This window comes from Pseudobutyrivibrio sp. UC1225 (assembly GCF_900115215.1).
Classification (GTDB): Bacteria; Bacillota; Clostridia; order Lachnospirales; family Lachnospiraceae; genus Pseudobutyrivibrio.
In genome coordinates, this window is the sequence record NZ_FOVQ01000003.1 from 105,233 (window position 1) to 123,868 (window position 18,636).

The 18,636-nt window shown below is 39.7% G+C and carries 21 protein-coding genes; 17 read left to right on the forward strand and 4 right to left on the reverse strand.

Annotated elements, in window-relative coordinates:
- Positions 1–28 precede the first annotated feature (28 nt).
- Positions 29–922 (reverse strand): PucR family transcriptional regulator, encoded by an 894-nt coding sequence (locus tag BMZ41_RS05530; RefSeq protein ID WP_143071322.1) that lies wholly within the window; start codon positions 920–922, stop codon positions 29–31.
- Positions 923–989: 67 nt separating this feature from the next.
- Positions 990–2,096, reverse strand: a complete 1,107-nt coding sequence (locus BMZ41_RS05535; RefSeq protein ID WP_090167312.1) for an ABC transporter ATP-binding protein — start codon at positions 2,094–2,096, stop codon at positions 990–992.
- 308 nt (positions 2,097–2,404) lie between these two features.
- Here BMZ41_RS05535 and BMZ41_RS05540 point away from each other — a divergent pair, with 308 nt between their 5' ends.
- From BMZ41_RS05540 to dnaB, 3 genes are read left to right on the forward strand one after another with little or no spacing between them, the layout of a single operon-like run.
- Positions 2,405–4,462 carry a GGDEF domain-containing protein gene (locus tag BMZ41_RS05540; protein WP_090527539.1) on the forward strand — a complete coding sequence of 686 codons (2,058 nt, stop codon included), beginning with the start codon at positions 2,405–2,407 and terminating at the stop codon, positions 4,460–4,462.
- On the forward strand, positions 4,459–4,908 hold the full coding sequence (rplI, locus tag BMZ41_RS05545; protein WP_090527542.1) for a 50S ribosomal protein L9: 450 nt from the start codon (positions 4,459–4,461) through the stop codon (positions 4,906–4,908). Before BMZ41_RS05540 ends, rplI begins: the two co-directional genes overlap by 4 nt.
- A gap of 19 nt (positions 4,909–4,927) precedes the next feature.
- Entirely contained in the window at positions 4,928–6,277 is a 1,350-nt protein-coding gene (gene dnaB, locus BMZ41_RS05550) for a replicative DNA helicase (protein WP_090167318.1), read from the forward strand.
- A gap of 59 nt (positions 6,278–6,336) precedes the next feature.
- Here the strand turns inward: dnaB and BMZ41_RS05555 are convergent, their stop codons facing one another.
- Positions 6,337–6,543 (reverse strand): DUF1858 domain-containing protein, encoded by a 207-nt coding sequence (locus BMZ41_RS05555; RefSeq protein ID WP_015550586.1) that lies wholly within the window; start codon positions 6,541–6,543, stop codon positions 6,337–6,339.
- 280 nt (positions 6,544–6,823) lie between these two features.
- On the opposite strand from BMZ41_RS05555, the gene BMZ41_RS05560 reads away from it, so the two are divergent.
- Positions 6,824–6,994, forward strand: a complete 171-nt coding sequence (locus BMZ41_RS05560) for a DUF362 domain-containing protein (protein WP_072917003.1) — start codon at positions 6,824–6,826, stop codon at positions 6,992–6,994.
- A 153-nt stretch (positions 6,995–7,147) separates the two neighbouring features.
- Here BMZ41_RS05560 and BMZ41_RS05565 read toward each other — a convergent pair whose 3' ends face one another.
- Positions 7,148–7,897 (reverse strand): adaptor protein MecA, encoded by a 750-nt coding sequence (locus BMZ41_RS05565; protein ID WP_090167320.1) that lies wholly within the window; start codon positions 7,895–7,897, stop codon positions 7,148–7,150.
- 238 nt (positions 7,898–8,135) lie between these two features.
- Between BMZ41_RS05565 and BMZ41_RS05570 the strand changes: the two genes are divergently transcribed.
- From BMZ41_RS05570 to atpA, 13 genes are all read left to right on the forward strand, one after another.
- Positions 8,136–9,440, forward strand: coding sequence for a serine/threonine protein kinase (locus BMZ41_RS05570; protein ID WP_090527545.1), 1,305 nt, complete (start codon positions 8,136–8,138; stop codon positions 9,438–9,440).
- Positions 9,409–10,041 carry a hypothetical protein gene (locus tag BMZ41_RS05575; protein WP_143001993.1) on the forward strand — a complete coding sequence of 211 codons (633 nt, stop codon included), beginning with the start codon at positions 9,409–9,411 and terminating at the stop codon, positions 10,039–10,041. The genes BMZ41_RS05570 and BMZ41_RS05575 overlap by 32 nt, the downstream gene beginning before the upstream one ends.
- Positions 10,042–10,330: 289 nt before the next feature.
- Entirely contained in the window at positions 10,331–12,061 is a 1,731-nt protein-coding gene (locus tag BMZ41_RS05580) for a glycosyl hydrolase family 18 protein (protein ID WP_090527548.1), read from the forward strand.
- Between the two features lie 105 nt (positions 12,062–12,166).
- Complete coding sequence (locus tag BMZ41_RS05585) at positions 12,167–13,228, forward strand: L-threonylcarbamoyladenylate synthase (RefSeq protein WP_090527551.1); 1,062 nt, start codon at positions 12,167–12,169, stop codon at positions 13,226–13,228.
- 27 nt (positions 13,229–13,255) lie between these two features.
- Complete coding sequence (locus BMZ41_RS05590; protein WP_028247231.1) at positions 13,256–13,708, forward strand: arsenate reductase/protein-tyrosine-phosphatase family protein; 453 nt, start codon at positions 13,256–13,258, stop codon at positions 13,706–13,708.
- A gap of 26 nt (positions 13,709–13,734) precedes the next feature.
- The gene (locus tag BMZ41_RS05595; RefSeq protein ID WP_072916977.1) at positions 13,735–14,220 is read left to right on the forward strand and encodes a deoxycytidylate deaminase; all 486 of its coding nucleotides are present in this window, start codon (positions 13,735–13,737) and stop codon (positions 14,218–14,220) included.
- 20 nt (positions 14,221–14,240) lie between these two features.
- Positions 14,241–14,543 (forward strand): AtpZ/AtpI family protein, encoded by a 303-nt coding sequence (locus BMZ41_RS05600; RefSeq protein WP_090527554.1) that lies wholly within the window; start codon positions 14,241–14,243, stop codon positions 14,541–14,543.
- 17 nt (positions 14,544–14,560) lie between these two features.
- Entirely contained in the window at positions 14,561–14,959 is a 399-nt protein-coding gene (locus tag BMZ41_RS05605) for a hypothetical protein (protein ID WP_090167332.1), read from the forward strand.
- Positions 14,960–14,997: 38 nt separating this feature from the next.
- Positions 14,998–15,726, forward strand: coding sequence for a F0F1 ATP synthase subunit A (gene atpB, locus BMZ41_RS05610; RefSeq protein ID WP_176754470.1), 729 nt, complete (start codon positions 14,998–15,000; stop codon positions 15,724–15,726).
- A gap of 34 nt (positions 15,727–15,760) precedes the next feature.
- The gene (gene atpE, locus BMZ41_RS05615; protein WP_090167334.1) at positions 15,761–16,018 is read left to right on the forward strand and encodes an ATP synthase F0 subunit C; all 258 of its coding nucleotides are present in this window, start codon (positions 15,761–15,763) and stop codon (positions 16,016–16,018) included.
- A gap of 43 nt (positions 16,019–16,061) precedes the next feature.
- Entirely contained in the window at positions 16,062–16,577 is a 516-nt protein-coding gene (atpF, locus tag BMZ41_RS05620) for a F0F1 ATP synthase subunit B (RefSeq protein ID WP_028247236.1), read from the forward strand.
- Entirely contained in the window at positions 16,565–17,131 is a 567-nt protein-coding gene (atpH, locus tag BMZ41_RS05625; protein ID WP_072916964.1) for an ATP synthase F1 subunit delta, read from the forward strand. The genes atpF and atpH overlap by 13 nt, the downstream gene beginning before the upstream one ends.
- Positions 17,128–18,633: a F0F1 ATP synthase subunit alpha gene (gene atpA / locus BMZ41_RS05630; RefSeq protein ID WP_072916959.1), complete on the forward strand. Its 1,506-nt coding sequence runs from the start codon at positions 17,128–17,130 to the stop codon at positions 18,631–18,633. The genes atpH and atpA overlap by 4 nt, the downstream gene beginning before the upstream one ends.
- Positions 18,634–18,636 lie beyond the last annotated feature (3 nt).

Below are 18,636 nucleotides of genomic sequence, written 5' to 3' on the forward strand. Positions count from 1 at the left end.
ATAAAAAATGCGGCCATAGGCCGCATTTTTATTGTGCTTTTATATAGTTAAATAACATCAATGAAATCTTAACAGTGATGGCATCTCTAAACTTTCTAACATCATATCCAGTCAAATCCGCAAACTTATCAAGTCTGTAAATCAAAGTATTTCTATGAATGAAGGTCTGTCTGGCTGTCTCAGCAAGTGACAAATCATTCTCGAAGAAAGCATTTATAAGAGATAAGGTTTCCTCATCAATCTGTGATAAAACATCGACATTTATATGCTTATTTAAATAAGCTTTAATTTCTGATGGTGGGACATTATAAAGTAATCGTCCTAAACCTAAATCCTCATAGCAGTATATTCTTCCGTGGCTATTGAAGGTGTTTCCGATCTCCATAGCAGTAATAGCATCGTTATAAGCGTTAGGAAGCTCCTTAAAGGACAGGACAGCCTTGCTATAGCTAAGCTTAAAGGCTGTGAAGGCTTCGGTCTCCAGCATATCAAGATAAGAACTTGCAGTTTGAAAAATCTCTTCTGAAGATGGCGCTGTATCAAAATTAATAATTAAAGCTAAGTGCCTAGAATCTAACTCAAGTACAACATCCTTTGAATCTGGAAGTAAGCTTTTAAGTAAAGAAACGGTTTCTTTGTTATATTCATTAGGACTCTCTAAATAGAATATCTGGCGAAGGTGTTCCTCATCAATATGAAACCTGCTTAAAGAGGAAAGAGCATCAGAATAAGCTAATTCCTTTGATAGAAAGAGCCTGTACAAACCTGTTTTAGAATCTATAACATTAAAGTGTACAACTAATTCTTTAAGCTTATTTAATATCTCGTCTTCAGACAAAGAAGAGTCAGTAATATCAAAATTAATGCCAGTAGCCTTATTAAGTTGATCTAATAGTTTGTTTTTCTTATCTTCAAAATCCATAAAAAAAGAGGTACCTTTCAAAAAGATACCTCTAATTATAGTCTATTAAGCTTTTATTCGCTATAGATTAGTTAGCAATTGTAAGCTCTGTATCCTTATCGAAGAAGTGAGCCTTCTCCATATCAAGAGCAAACTTAACTGTGTCGCCACCTCTAGCTGTTGTACGTGGGTCAACTCTTGCTGTAACCTGAGTTCCAGCATAATCGAAGTATAAGTAAACCTCAGCACCAAGAAGCTCGTATACAGAAATCTTAGCTTCGATAACTGATGAAGCCTGTGTATCAACGAAGATCTGTGAATCGTGGATATCCTCTGGACGAATACCAAGGATAACTACCTTACCACCATAGTTCTTCTCCTTAAGAGCCTTTGACTTTGCTGGTGGAATCTGAAGGCTAGCGCCGTTAACCTGGATAGTTGTGCAATCAGCGCTTACTGTTCCCTCAAGGAAGTTCATCTGAGGTGATCCAATGAATCCAGCAACGAATAGGTTGCATGGCTTCTGATAAAGGTTAGCTGGTGTATCAATCTGCTGAACAACACCGTCCTTCATAACTACGATTCTTGTACCAAGTGTCATAGCCTCTGTCTGATCGTGTGTAACGTAGATCATTGTTGCTCCAAGTGAATCATGAAGCTTAGAAATCTCAGTTCTCATCTGAACACGAAGCTTTGCATCAAGGTTTGAAAGAGGCTCATCCATAAGGAATACCTTAGGATTACGAACGATTGCACGACCCATAGCAACACGCTGTCTCTGACCACCTGAAAGAGCCTTTGGCTTTCTGTCAAGAAGCTTCTCAAGGTCAAGGATTCTAGCTGCCTCACGTACCTTCTTATCGATTTCGTCCTTTGGTACCTTGCGGAGCTTAAGGCCGAATGCCATGTTATCATAAACAGTCATATGTGGATAAAGAGCGTAGTTCTGGAATACCATTGCGATATCTCTGTCCTTTGGCTCTACGTCGTTCATAAGCTTTCCATCAATGAGAAGCTCACCTGAAGAAATCTCCTCAAGACCAGCGATCATACGAAGTGTTGTAGACTTACCACAACCTGAAGGACCTACGAAGATGATGAATTCCTGATCCTTAATGTCAAGATTGAAATCCTTTACAGCGTGGAAGCCGTTTGGGTATTTCTTATTAATGTTTTTTAATTGAATGTCTGCCATAATAAAAATCCTCTCTTTTTGAATTACTTTAAATTTGGGTTACCCCCATCAACTAATAAAAATTATAAAAAATGAAGGAATTGTGAACAATGTTAGAATAACCAAAAAATACAAAAACCTTTCGGTATTTTAACAACCCTATGTAAAAGGTGCACAAATAGCCAAAAAGGTTTTTGGATAATTATTCTATACTTAGATTAATAATTGATTAAAATAAGAAATTATATGTTATAATACTAGATAATTATGGAGAATAGTCACGTTTGAATTATGCTTATATCAAGCGTTTATTTTGGGAGAATTAACAAATGGAAGCGTTAAAGTATAGGAATCGATTAAAGCGTTATCTAAGATTTCCTCTGTACATGCTTATTATTTTCATAATAGGCTGTATCATAGTGAGCTTTGTAAACACTCGCGCAGCGGTGTTTATGACTATTTTTGTGCTGATTTATGCAATAGTCGCCTTTGCGTATTACAAAGCCAATCTTAAAGCATTCAAAAACACGATAATTGAATATGCAGTACATTATGGTACTGTTCAGAAGGAGCTACTTAAAAACTTCAGACTTCCTTATGTGCTTTTGGATTCTACTGGAAAAGTAATGTGGATGAATGAAGAGTTTCGTGCCTTAGCTGACAAAAACAAAACTTACAATAAATCAATTACCACAATATTCCCAGAGATTACCCGCGAAGGCATCGAGCATGCAAAGGATGATACCTTTGATATGCATATTGAATACAATGAGAGAAAATATCTTGCAAGCCTTCAACGCCTTGATATGACAGAGCCATTATCTGGAAGTGGAATATTGGCAAATATAGATGGTAGCGAAGATGGTCTTGTAGCAATAGTTCTTTTTGATGAGACGGATGTTCAGGAAACAAAGGCAAAGATTAACGACCAGGCAATGGTCATGGCACTCCTTTACATCGATAACTATGACGAAGTTTTTGATCAGGTAGAAAATGCAAAGCGCTCAATGCTTCTTGCATTATTAGATAGAAAGATTAACAAATACTTTGGCGAGGGCGATGCTATTGTACGTCGTCTTGAAAAGGATAAGTATTTAATTACCTTCCAGCGCAAGTATTTGGAAGCTTTTGAAGAGGATAAGTTCTCACTTGTGGAAGATATTACTTCTATAAAAATGGGAAATGACAGAGACATCACCGTCAGCATTGGTGTTGGTCTTGGCAGCGACAGTTATACACAGAATGCTCAGTATGCACACATGGCTATCGACTTGGCATTGGGACGTGGTGGTTGTCAGGTTGTTATTAAAAATGGTCAGAACGTTTCTTACTACGGAACACACGGTAAGGAAGTAGAGCGAACCACTCGTGTTAAAGCCCGTGTAAAGGCACAGGCGCTTCGCGAAATCATGGAGACCCGTGATAGAATCATCGTTATGGGCCACAATCTTTCCGATGCAGACTGTCTTGGTGCATCCGTTGGTGTTTATTGTGCAGGTCGTGAAATCGGAAAGCCAGTAAACATTGTTATTGATACAATTACAAGTTCGATGAGACCTGTAGTTGAAAGCTTCACTGAGAAGGAAGAATATCCAAATGATATGTTCATTACCAGTGAGCAGGCTATCAATCTTTGCAATGACAATACTCTTATAATGGTAGTTGATACTAACAGACCAAGCATTGTAGAGTGCCCAGCACTTCTATATAAGAACAAAAATATCGTAGTAATTGATCATCATAGACAGGTGGAGGAAACCATTGAAAATCCAATTCTTTCCTACATCGAGCCATACGCTTCATCAGCCAGCGAGATGATTGCTGAGGTTCTTCAGTACTTCGCAGAGAAGATTACTTTGAACCCTACAGAGGCTGATTGTATTTACGCTGGTATCCTTATCGATACCAACAACTTTATGACAAAGACTGGTGTTAGAACCTTTGAAGCAGCCGCTTTCCTTAGGAGAAACGGTGCAGAGGTTACACGAGTTCGTAAGATGCTCAGAGAGGACATGGAGACCTATAAGGCCAGAGCTGAGGTTGTCCGTCATGCATCTACCTTCAGAGGTGCATTTGCTATTTCGGAGTGTGAGCCAGATGGTCAGATTGAATCACCAACTGTTATTGCAGCACAAGCAGCTAATGAGCTTCTTAATATCGTAGGAATAAAGGCTTCTTTTGTTCTTACAAAATTTATGGATAAGATTTATATCAGCTCACGTTCAATCGATGAGATTGACGTTCAGAGCATCATGGCACGCCTGGGTGGCGGTGGTCATGTAAATATTGCAGGCGCACAGATCCAGAACCGTACCTTAGAAGAGGTTCGCAAGGATTTGGAAGAGACTATTGATAAAATGCTAGAAGAAGGAGAAATCAAACTATGAAGGTAATATTACTTCAGGACGTTAAGTCACTTGGAAAGAAGGGCGAGGTTGTCGAAGTAAGCGAAGGCTATGCTCGCAACATGCTTTTCAAGAAAAAGCTCGGTATTGAGGCAACAAATGCAGCACTTAACGACTTAAAGCTTCAGAATAAACATGATGAAAAGGTTGCTCAGGAGAATCTTGAAGCAGCACAGGCTTTCGCAAAAGAAATGGAAGACTGGAAGGTAGAGACTACAATCAAGACTGGAGAAGGCGGAAGAACTTTCGGTTCTGTGTCAACAAAAGAAATTGCAGAAGCAGCAAAGAAGCAGTATGGCAAGGAGATTGATAAGAAAAAGATTGTTCTTGAAGATCCAATCAGAGCACTTGGAACTTATGAGGTAAAGGTTAAGCTTCACCCACAGGTTACAGCTACTTTGAGAGTTCACGTTTCAGAGGGAAAATAATTAGGGGATAATAATTGTTATGGATGATGTGATTCGCAGACAAATGCCGAACTCATTGGAGGCTGAGCAGTCTGTTATCGGTTCAATGATTGTTGACCGTGATGTGATTGTGGAGTGTTCAGAAATCCTTCTTAAGGATGATTTCTATCACCAGCAGTACGGTATTTTATTTGAGGCAATTGTTGAGCTTTATAATGCAGGCGAGCCTGTAGATGAGGTCACTCTGCAGAATAAGCTTAAGGAAAAGGGAGTTTCACCTGAGATAGCATCTCTTGAATATATTCAGGAGCTGGTACTTGGAGTTCCTACTACTGTTAATGCAAAAAGCTATGCCAATATCGTAAAAGATAAGGCGTTACTTAGAAACATTATCAAGGTTAATCAGAATATTGAAAACATGTGCTTTGAAGGTACAGAAGAGGTTGATACTATCCTGAATCAGACAGAAAAGGATATCTTTTCACTTGTTCAAAATCGTGGTGAGACTGACTACGTACCAATTAAGCAGGTTGTTATGAACGCAATCGCTAAGATTGATCAGGCGTCAAAGCAGAAGGGTGCTGTTACTGGTATTCCTACAGGATTCATTGACTTGGACCGTCAGACAGCAGGCTTGCAGCCATCAGATCTTATTCTTATTGCGGCGCGTCCTTCAATGGGTAAGACAGCCTTCGTACTTAACCTTGCACAGCACATTACCCTTCGAGAGAATCTTTGCGCAGCCATATTCTCTTTGGAAATGTCAAAGGAGCAGCTGGTAAATCGTATGTTTGCTCTTGAATCAAGAGTAGACGCCCAAAAGCTCCGTACCGGTAATCTCCAGGAAGCAGACTGGGAGAACCTTATCGAGGGTGCCGGAAAAATCGGTAATTCTAAGCTTATTATTGATGATACCCCTGGTATTTCTATTAGCCAGATGCGTAGTAAATGTCGTAAGTATAAGATGGAATTTGGGCTTTCCATTATCATCATCGACTACTTACAGTTGATGTCTGGTTCTGGAAAGTCAGAGAGTAGACAGCAGGAAATTTCAGATATCTCTCGTTCTCTTAAGGCATTAGCCCGTGAGCTTAACGTACCTGTTATTGCGCTTTCACAGCTTTCCCGTGCCGTTGAGCAGAGACCTGATCACAGACCTATGCTTTCGGATCTTCGTGAATCCGGAGCTATTGAGCAGGATGCGGACGTGGTTATGTTCATCTACCGTGATGATTACTATAACCACGACTCAGAGATGAAGGGTGTTTCGGAAATCATCGTTGCTAAACAGCGTAACGGTCCTATCGGAACTATAGAGCTTACATGGCTCCCAGAATACACTCGTTTCGCAAATCGAGATAGAAGTCAGTATCATAATAGAGAAGAATAAAATGAATATAAGCAAACAAAAAAGAGCTAGTGAAATACTAGCTCTTTTTTATATGCGTATTAAGCCTTGCTATCAAGGAATGTGTTGATCTCTTCTACAAGATCATCAGCATCGATACCGTGTACCATAGCTGCCTCCTCGATTGTCTCCATCTGAGATGATGGGCATCCGAGACAGTGCATGCCGATATTAAGTAAAATAGGAGCTACATCAGCATCAATCTGAAGAAGCTCGCCAATCATAGTTGCCTTAGAAACTCTTGCCATTTTATAATCCTTCCTTTCGTAAAAAATTCTAACAAATGATACCATGCTTCAATCAATTGTGCAACATCAATTACCACCAAGTTGTGTACACAATTATCAAAGTTGTTCGCCACAATCAACGCTGGTTAGTTGAACTGAACAACGGTAAGCCTTGATTTTATAGGTATTTCTAAAAATACAATTCTGTTCTTGATTTAGACACAATTTAGATGTATGATGTATTCATCAGTTGACTAATTGATAAAATTTATTGATTAGATTTTTAAGGAGGATTTTAATTATGGCATACGTTATTTCTGATTCATGCGTATCATGCGGTACATGCGAGCCTGAGTGTCCAGTAGGAGCAATCTCACAGGGCGATTCACAGTTCCAGATCGATGAGGGAGCTTGTGTAGAGTGCGGTACATGCGCTGGTGTTTGCCCAACAGGTGCTATTTCACAGGGCTAATCAAATACGATTAAAGAAAGTGTCGCTGCGGCGGCACTTTTTTTTATAATAAAAAAATCCTGTAATTAACAAGCTATAATATTTCTTAAGCGAAGCTTTCTATGCTGAGCGTAGAAATCATTATGCTTGTTAATGTAACAGGATTTTTAGATGTTAAATTAATGCCAGCGACTGAATTGCATTTCCTTTGACCATTGTCTCATAGTGCTCTGACATATATGCGTCTGTACCAACTACGAAGTTTTGCTGGTCGCTGTATTCAGATAAAATGTTGCATACTTTATTGTAGTTTTCTGCAGTATCATCTGATTTGCTAACTACAAGATAGTATCTGTTATCAAATGGACTCTTATAAAGAGAATTCTTTCCTTTGTAGAAAGTAGCAAGTACACCGGAAAGCTTAAGCACATCTTCAAGATTGTCAAAAACGAACATCTTTGTAATGTCTACTGGCAAGCCCTTGGCTGCAGCTTTCTCTGGTGAAGCTTTTATTGCTTCCTGTGCCTTTTCGATTAAGCTGTTGAAGATATTAAGAATATCGTCGGCAGCTGCCTCGTTAAATGGCTTAATAGGAGCATCTGTAGCATCCACATCATCGTCATCGTAATCATCGTCACATTCTGAGAAACGAGAGAAACGAGTATCAAGCTCGTCTGGACTCTCAACTTTTGTAACTAAAAGTACAATGGATTCTGATGAAAGCGGTATTGCCTCTATCATAAGTGGAATGTCTTCCGCTTCGAAACCGTACTGGTATGAAGCCTGCTCCATAAGCTCTCTGAAAAGCTCACGTGCCTTGGTTGAGCCATAGGCAAGCTCTGATAGCTTAATGTGGCGGCTAATTAAATCTTCTCTAGAAAGGGTGCATCTGATTTGGTTCTCGTTGATTTTTTCAATCTTCATAAAATCACCTCCCGAATCGAAAAAGATGCTGGAACATTTCTTGTTCGACTATTATATATATATTATATCGGAAAGTAAAGGAAACTATCCATAAAAATAGTGAGAAAAATCTAAAAATTTTATAAAGAGAACATTATTGAAAAATTAATATTTTCAAATTAGGGGTTGCAATATAATTTTATCTGTGATATAAAATTATCCGCGAGATGCTTTTTCCGAAAGGAAGGAGCGCAAGTTTATGATACCAAAAGGTATTGAAGACAAGTACGAAGTAATTCGAATACTGCAACAGACAGCAGCTACCGCAGTTTTACTTGTCCGTTATAAACCGATAGGAGCATTGAGGATTCTCAAGGCTATTCACAAGGCCCATCCCGATGCATACAGCATCCTATCCGAATCAAATCTTTTACAAGGGATAAAATCATCCCAAATACCCACAATTTTTGAAGTAGAAGATACAGAAGAAATTATATATTTGGTTGAAGAATATGTAGAGGGAATTTCTCTACGGGAGTATTTGTTAGAAACCAAATTAACAACTGAAAAGCTTTTATACATAGCAGTAGAGCTTTGTAAAATTGTAGAAACCTTACATACGGCAGGGAGTGAGCCTGTGCTATACAGGGATATGAAGCCTGAACACGTTTTTATGGAAGGGGATGCAATTAGGCTGATAGATTTTGGCATATCTGTAAGAAAGTCTGAAGCCAATAACGCAAAGCCGCTAGGTACTAAAGGCTGGGCAGCGCCTGAACAATTGGAAGGTGAATATCTTGATGAGCGTTGTGATGTTTATGGTGTTGGTAAGGTTATTGGTTTCATGCAAATTAATAGTTATGCAAACGATGATTTTAAAATAAAACAGATTGTAGACTGTGCTACAGAAGCAGATATTAATAAAAGAATTGGCTCAATCACAGAACTGAAAGAACTGCTAGAGCGTCTACAGAATAATCGAGTTAATGATAAAGTCGGAGAGAAGCATCTCGAAAAGAGAATCGCAGTAATTGGCGGAAGTCCTGCCATAGGTACGACACGTATAGCCATATCCTTATGTCAGTTTTTCAATAAAAGGAAAATTGACTGCTATTACAGGGATAACGAAAAAGACACAGTACGAAGACTTTGGATGAATCTAAAGAATACCAAGCTACAGCAGGGGATCTTATACCACGATAACTTCAAGGGCCTGTTCGAGTATGGAGAGGCAGTAGAAGATCAAAATCCTCCAAAGGGTTTATATGTAATTGACTGCGGGACAAATAAAAACATTCCGATGGGAACGGATATTGTGATTTATGTTACCGGAGGAGCACCGTGGCAACAGGAAGATGATATGCCTGAGTGGATAAAAAACGACAGTGTTTATGTCGTAACTAATTTCACAGACAAAATCAGCAGTATCTTGTTGGCAAAGACCCTAAAAAAGAAGGTCTACAGGTATCCTATAGTCAAAAGTTTAGATATTTCAAAGGATGAGGAAAATGTTTTTTCAGCGATTTTTAAAAATGAAAAAGATTCTATTACTACGCAACAATAACAAAATAAAAAATCGATTCGAAAACAAAAAGCTTTGTGTAGTCGGTGTTTCAGCTAATGTTGGTGTCACCCACCTGTGTTTGTCACTTGCAAATTTTCTTCACTCAGTGCTTGGTCAGAAAGTGATTTATATTGAGTTAAGTAAACACAGCCAATTATTAAGTATGGTGGGAGTAAAGCAGATTTTGATAGGTGATTTATTAGCTTATGAATATAAAGGCGTTAAGTATATCCTTAGTGAGGATATTAATGCTATCAGTAGTCTGATGAATACTGAGAAAGCCTGGTTTGTTATAGACATGGAAGAATTAAACTATGAAACAGAGACTATATTTAATAATTGTAATAATAGAATCATAATAGGGTCAATGAGCCCATGGTGTCAGCGAGAATACTATGAATATGTAGATAATCATAATTTGAAAAAATATGACACGAGTCAAATGACTTATGTTGTCAACAATATAATCGAAAAAAACGCAAAAAGTCTCAAATATTTATGTGACTATGTTGATAGTAGCATCAAAAGATTACCATTAATCAGCGACCCTTTTTCATTAAAAGAAGATAATTTTAAAGAACTGATGGAATTTATCAGGTAGCTGCAGGAAGGAGTTGTGGAGATAGAAAATGAATATCAACCACATGGGAAGTGTCAGTATCACAGATGCTTCTATAGCATAATGAAAAGAGACAAATAATCCCTCTAAGTCTAGTGAGGTAAAAAGGAATAGGGGATTATGTAAAGATGTATGCAAAGTGGTTAATTTAGAGCGGTTATACCGCTCTTTTTTTATTTGTAAATACTACCCAACAGGTCGTAGAAAGTGGAATTTAATGACCTATTTTGTTATACTTTACAGGAAATATTAGTTAAAAGAGGGGGAAGCTATGAGCTACCGAAAGAGAAAAAGAAGAAGAGGAATACCCAGAGGGTATGTTTATATTGCTATAGCAGTTTTGGCTACAGTTTTATTGGTTGGTGGAATCGCCTATGTAAAAAAATATGCTCCTACAAAGGAACATATGGATTTAGCAGAATATTTTAGTGTTAATCATGATAATGAAGCGGCGGTTGTTCTGAATGGAGAATTTCAAAAGCTAGAGGAAGATAGTCCTTACGGATACGCTATAGTAAAGGATGGCCAGCCATATCTTGAAATTGGATTTCTTAAAGATCATTTAGATGATGGTTTTGTATATGACAGCACAGAGGTGACCCTGAGATACGCTACTGATATTGAGGTGTATACAGCCACAGTTGGCAGTAGTGACTATTTCATAGATAAGAGTAACAATTCTCTTGGCCATCCAGCAGTTGTAGCCCAGGATGGAACTGCCTATGTTGCTGTAGATTATATTAATCTTCTTATCGGAGAGGGCAATATAGACTATTTTGATAATCCAGATAGAGTTTTTGTAAATACCTATGGAACGAAATATGACATCGGAATAGTATCCCGTAAGTCCCAGATTAGAAAGCTAAATGGTCCAAAGAGTCCAGTATTAGAGGATGTAAAAAAAGGCGACCAGATATATGTTCTCCGTGATACAGGAAAGTGGAGTTATGTTTTCTCTGATAATGGAGTATGCGGATACATTAAGAACAGAGCCTTTGAAATATCGGGGAATGTAGATTACAACGTAGGCGATGAAAGAGAATACAAGCATATCTCTATTGGAAATGATATCTCCTTACTTTGGCATCAGGTGACATCACAGGCGGCAAATGGAGATATTGCTAATGTTCTTGCAAATTCAGGAAACATAAAAGTAATTTCTCCAACCTGGTTCCATCTTAGTGATAACAAGGGTGGAATAGCTTCCATTGCCAGCAGTAATTATGTGAGTATTTGTCACGCCAATAATGTGCAGGTTTGGGGTCTTGTTAGCAACCTTGAGGATGCAAGTGTAGATACTACGACCGTCCTCAACACAACTTCAGCAAGAGATAATCTTGTAAACAATCTTATAGCCCAGGCTATTACACATGGTCTTGATGGTATTAATGTAGATATAGAGCAGCTTGCAGCAGAGGCTGGAGATGGTTACATCCAGTTTATAAAAGAGCTTTCTATCAAGTGTGAGAAGAATGATATTATCCTTTCTGTTGATAATTATGTACCGACCGCTTCATCTGGTGTTTATAACAGAAGCGAGCAGGCTAAATATGCAGATTATGTGATAATTATGGGATATGATGAGCATTATTCAGGAAGCGAAGAGGCTGGTTCAGTTGCTTCTCTTGGTTGGGTAGATGAAGGTGTAAAGGCTACTCTTGATGAGGTTCCAGCTGAGCAGGTAATTCTTGGAATGCCATTCTACTGTAGAGTATGGGAAGTGAAGTCAGATGGAAGCGTAAGTAGTACAGCCTATGGCATGAATGCTATACAGAGTTACTTGAAGACAAACGGTATCTCAACAACCTGGGATGACAGTATGGGTCAGTACTATGGTGAGAGTACTAAGAATGATGTGACATATAAAATTTGGGTAGAAGATGAAACTTCTATCGAAGAAAAGCTTAAAGTTATGGACAAATATAATCTTGCAGGAGGAGCTTTCTGGAAGAAAGGCTTTGACAGTACAGGTGTATGGAACATAATTGCAAAATACCTTTAAAGACGCACAAAAAACACAAAAAAATCATAATTTTTCCCGTGATTACGGGACTTTCACAGAGCTAAAAAGATTGTGTTCTAAGGGAAAAGTGTTATAATTTTGAGTATGATTACTAGGATTATGGATGTTTCTGAGGAGCCAATCAATATAGAACATATCAGAGAGGCTTCTGAGATTTTGAAAAATGGTGGGTTGGTAGCATTTCCAACCGAAACAGTATACGGATTAGGCGGAGACGCTACCGATAAAGAAGCCTCGAGAAAGATATATCAGGCAAAGGGTCGTCCATCGGATAACCCTTTAATTGTACATATAGCTAAGTTTGAACAGTTAGAGCAGATTACAAAGGATTTACCTGAGACAGCTAAGAAGCTGGCAGATGCCTTTTGGCCAGGTCCACTTACAATGGTCTGCAACAAAAACGAAGTAATACCTTATGAGACCACTGGTGGTCTTGATACAGTAGCAGTCAGAATGCCAAACAATCCAGTGGCACTTGCTCTTATTGAGGAGAGTGGTTGCATGATAGCAGCGCCAAGTGCTAACACCTCAGGCAGACCAAGCCCTACAAAGGCAAGTCATGTGTATGAGGATTTATCTGGAAAAATAGAAGCAATACTAGATGGTGGAACAGTAGATATAGGATTGGAATCCACTATCGTTGATTTAACAGAGGATGTAGTGACTATCCTTCGACCAGGCTATATCAATATGGATATGCTAAAAGAGGTTGTTGGAGAGGTTAGAATGGATCCAGGCATTGTCTACAACGACAATGGCACCACGGGAGGTGCAAAGCCTAAGGCTCCAGGAATGAGATATAAGCACTACGCACCAAAGGGCGATTTAACAATCGTTTCAGGTGAAGAAGACAGAGTTATATCCACTATCAATGAACTTACAGCTAAGGCTGAAGAGGATGGAAAGAAGGTTGGTATCATTGCCACATCTGCAACTGCGGGCAGATATGGAAGGGGTCAGGTACTAATCATCGGAGACAGAGAGGAAGAGCAGAGTATCGCTCATAATCTCTACGATATCCTTAGACAGTTTGATGAGTTGGATGTAGATATAATTTATTCAGAAAGCTTTGCAACACCAAAGATGGGGCAGGCTATTATGAACAGGTTGCTTAAAGCAGCAGGCCAGAAGACTATAGAGGTCTAAGGCAGGCGGGATTTTGGGAGAATAAAAATGAATAATATTAACAGAGTGATTTTCGCGTCAGGTAGCGGGACGTCAAGGTCGCCTATGGCGACGGCGATTTTCCACAGCTTCCCGCATAGCCGACCGATTATATGCGAGTCCAGGGGGCTTATTGTTCAGTTCCCGGAGCCGCTAAATCAAAAGGCGGAAGCCGTACTTATCAGTAATGGTATAGAGCTTAAGGATTACTCCTCGAAGCAGTTGCAGGAATCGGATTTTTCCGAGAATACGCTGGTTATTACGATGGAGGAGACCCAAAGGCAGAAGATATTAAGTGAATATACAAATGCCACCGAGGAAAACACCAGACTTCTCAATGAGCTTGTGGGGGATGAGCTTGAAGTTATGGACCCTTATGGTGGTTCAGTGCAAACCTACGGTTTGTGTTATGAAGTTTTGAAGGTATCGATTGAGAAATTAATAAAGTTACTAGAAACATAAGACACAAATGTATTGGAGGAGAGACCATGAGTGACAAGAGACTAGATTATATTAGCTGGGATGAATACTTTATGGGCGTTGCAGTATTATCGGGTATGAGATCGAAAGACCCAAACACACAAGTTGGAGCGTGTATTGTAAGCCAGGATAACAAGATTCTTTCTATGGGCTACAATGGGTTTCCAAATGGTTGTTCAGATGACGAGTTCCCTTGGGCTAGAGTAGGGGACCCTCTGGAAAATAAATATTTCTATACAACACACAGCGAGCTTAATGCGATTTTGAACTACAGAGGTGGTTCACTTGAGGGCTCAAAGCTGTATGTGTCACTTTTCCCATGTAATGAATGTGCCAAGGCTATCATTCAGTCAGGCATCAAAACTATCATCTACGATAGCGATAAATATGAAAATACACCATCAGTAATTGCATCAAAGAGAATGCTTCGTGCTGCAGGTGTAGAGTTCCGTCAATATGAGCACACCGGTAGAGAGATTTCTATGACGCTCTAATGCCGGAATAAGGAGCATCAATGAGGGACAGAAGAAAAACAAATAATGAAGTGGCCAATTCTTTGGTAATGGTCCTTCAATTTGGAATAAACGTAATAGTGCCAATCTTGCTTTGTACGGTAATTGGAACCTTTATCTCAACAAAAACAGGAGTAAAGGGTTTTTCTATAGCAGGGATTTTAATTGGTATATTAGCAGCTTTTAATGGAGCTTACCGGTCGGTAAAGGGGTACCTGAAAAACGAGGAATCTCCAGGACAGCGGGCGAGACGACTGGAGGAGGAAGCTCTTAAGGAGAAGAAAAGCGAAAGCTCAGGGGAATAATTGAATAAGGATATGACATGATTAAATGGATGAAGCGACTAAATCAGGCCCTGCCGGGTTTGGTTTTAGGAATACTTGCATACGGACTACTTGTTGAGCTGATTGGAGTTTGGTTTGTCAGCGATAAAATCAGATATACAACTGGTCTTTTAATTGGAATTGGGTGCGCAGTAGGTATGGCCATTCACATTTCAATGATTATTGAGGAATCAGTACGAATTGGCGAGGGACACGAAAAATATCTGTCCTTCAAGTCAGTTATGCGTTATCTGGTTTTATGTGCAATTATGTTTACGATGGCGTTTTTTAAGCTTGGAAATATGTTTACGGCGCTTATCGGTGTACTTGGGCTCAAGGTTAGTGCATACGCACAGCCTTTGCTAATAAAGATTTATCTAGGCATCAAGCATAGATAGAGGATGAATGAGAAAAATTTTATAAAGGAGGTGAAAGTGTGACAGAAGGAATTTTGCTGGCCTCAAGCGATACTGTGGACATGATAAAAGGCTTGTTCAAGTATGAAGTATTTGGACAGGAGGTTTGGATTACAACCTCTCATGTTTGCATTTTAATCGTATGGCTTTCATTGGTGCTTTTTTCTATCATTGCCAATCGTAAGCTAAAGCACGCCACTGAAGTTCCTGATACCTTCCAAAGCATCCTGGAGCTCATAGTCGGGTTACTGGATTCTGTAGTGGAAGGAAGTATGGGTAAGCACGCACCAGTGTTTGCAAACTGGATTTGTACCATTTTCTGTTTTATTTTGGTATCTAATTTATCTGGTTTAGTTGGCCTAAGACCACCAACAGCCGATTACGGTACAACACTGGCACTTGCATTGATTACCTTTGTTTGCATCCATGTAGTAAAGGTAAGGCATCAGAGTGCAAAGGACATTTGGATCGACAAATGTTCACCACTGCCACCATGGCTGCCTATCTGGCTGCCAATCAACGTGATTTCTGATATAGCAGTACCTATATCAATGTCACTGCGTTTGTTTGCAAACGTTCTTTCAGGAACTATCATTATGGGTCTTGTTTATGGATTGCTAGGAAAATTCGCACTAGTATGGCCTGCAGCATTGCATGTTTACTTTGATATTTTCTCAGGTGCAATTCAGACCTACGTATTTTGTATGTTAACAATGACATACATAACCCAGTCTTATGGGGATTCTTAAAATTTAAAATCTATATTTTAGGAGGAAAACATTTATGAACATTACAGGTACAGACTTAATTAAAGCTTGTTCAGCAATCGGTGCTGGTCTCGCAGTTATCGCTGGTATTGGTCCTGGTATCGGACAAGGTATCGCAGCTGGTCACGGTGCATCAGCCGTTGGACGTAACCCAGGAGCACAGGGACAGATTATGTCTACTATGTTACTTGGTCAGGCCGTTGCCGAGACAACAGGTCTTTACGGTTTGGTTATCGCCCTTCTGTTACTCTTTGTACAGCCATTAGTTGGTTAATTTACACTAGGAAGAAATATTATAAAAAGGAGGGCTAAAAGTTTTGGAAAGACTATTTGACTTGGACTTTCAATTGCTTAATGATGCTGCGCTTTTAGCCATTGCAGTATTCTTCCTATTCCTTATAATGTCAAACCTCTTGTTCAATCCAGCAAGAAAGCTGTTAAAGGACAGAAAGGATGGCATTGCAAAGGATATTGCAGATGCAAAGAAAGATAAGGAAGAGGCAGAAAAGCTAAAGGCGGAATATGAAGCAAAGCTTAGAGATATCGGAAAAGAAAAGGATGAAATCTTAAGCGAAGCAAGAGCAAAGGCCTTGAAGAATGAAACCAAGATTGTTAACGAAGCCAAGGAAGAAGCAGCAGCAATCGTAGCAAGAGCTAACGAGGAAGCTGAGCTTGAGAAGAAGAAGGTTGCTGATGATGTTAAGCAGGAGATGATTTCTGTAGCCGCTCTTATGGCACAGAAGGTTGTAGCTGCAAACATCGATACAACTATCCAAAACACCTTGGTTGAGCAAACTCTTAAGGAAATGGGTGAAAACACATGGCTAAATTAGTCTCAAACGTATATGGTGATGCGTTGTTTGAGCTAGCCGTGGAAACAGGAAAGGTCGACGACTTCTTAAATGAAGCCCAAGGGGTTATAGAGGTTGTTAAATCAAATGACGGCTTTTCTCAAATGATGAATCATCCAAAGATCAATAAAGAAGAAAAGCTTCAGATAATCGACGACGTTTTCAAAGGCAGAGTAAGTAATGAGATGGTTGGACTTCTTCGCATGCTTGAGGAGAAGGACCACATCAAGGATACAGTTGAAGTACTTAACTACTTCATCGACAGGGTTTTCGATTTCAAGAAAATCGGACGTGCCTTTGTATCAACTCCATTTGAGCTTACTGATGCACAGAAATCAGATGTCGAGAAGCGTTTACTCCAAACTACTGAGTACAGTTCATTTGTAATGGACTATACAGTAGACCCTGATTTAATCGGGGGTATGGTAATTCGCATTAAAGATAGAGTTATTGACAGTTCTGTCAAAACTCAGATTAGTAAATTGTCACACGAGTTATCAAATATTCAATTGAAAGTAGGTGAATGCGCTCCATGAATTTAAAACCAGAAGAGATTAGCTCGGTTATTAAAGAGCAAATGAAACGCTATGCAGCGCAGCTTGACGTGGCAGACGTAGGAACTGTTATTCAGGTTGCCGATGGAATTGCACGTATTCACGGATTACAGAACGCTATGCAGGGCGAACTTTTAGAGTTCCCTGGCGAAGTTTATGGCATGGTCTTAAACCTTGAGGAAGACAATGTTGGTTGTGTTCTCTTAGGAAACGATAAGAACATCAACGAAGGTGATCAGGTAAAGACAACTGGTCGTGTAGTTGAGGTTCCTGTTGGTGACGCAATGCTTGGACGTGTAGTTAATGCACTTGGACAGCCTATCGATGGAAAGGGACCTATTGAGACAACAAAGTTCCGTCCAATCGAGCGTGTTGCTTCCGGCGTTATCTCTCGTAAATCCGTAGATACTCCGCTGCAGACAGGTATTAAAGCTATCGATTCCATGATTCCTATTGGACGTGGACAGCGTGAGCTTATTATCGGTGATAGACAGACTGGTAAGACTGCTATCGCAATCGATACAATCATCAATCAGAAGGGACAGGGCGTAAAGTGTATTTACGTCGCAATTGGCCAGAAGGCTTCAACAGTTGCAGCCCTTGTTAAAACATTAGAAGAATATGGTGCTATGAGCTGGACAACAGTAGTTGCAGCTACAGCATCAGAGCTTGCTCCTTTACAGTATATCGCTCCTTATTCAGGATGTGCTATCGGTGAGGAGTGGATGGAGAATGGACAGGACGTACTTATCATCTATGATGATTTAAGTAAGCATGCTACTGCATACCGTACACTGTCATTACTTCTTCGTCGTCCACCAGGACGTGAGGCTTACCCAGGTGATGTATTCTACTTACACTCAAGACTTCTTGAGCGTGCAGCTAGACTTTCTGATAAGTTGGGCGGTGGCTCACTTACAGCATTACCTATCATTGAGACACAGGCAGGCGATGTATCTGCATACATCCCTACAAACGTTATCTCAATTACTGATGGTCAGATTTATCTTGAGACAGAAGCTTTCAACGCAGGTTTCAGACCAGCCGTTAACGCAGGTCTTTCTGTATCCCGTGTAGGTGGTTCTGCTCAGATTAAGGCTATGAAGAAAATCGCAGCTCCTATCCGTGTAGAGCTGGCTCAGTATCGTGAGCTTGCAGCTTTCGCACAGTTTGGTTCAGAGCTTGATGCCGATACAGCTGAGAAGCTGGCACAAGGTGAAAGAATCAAGGAGATGTTAAAGCAGCCACAGTATGCTCCAATGCCAGTAGAGTATCAGATTATGATTATCTATGCTGCTACTAAGAAGTATCTGCTTGACATTCCAACAGCAGATATTCAGGCTTTCGAGAAGGCATTGTTTGATCTTGTTGATACCAAGTATCCTGAGATTCCAGAGTCAATTAAGACTACAAAGGTTCTTGAGGATGACATGGAACAGAAGCTAATCAAGGCTATCGAGGAGTGTAAGAAGACTTACAAGTAAGGA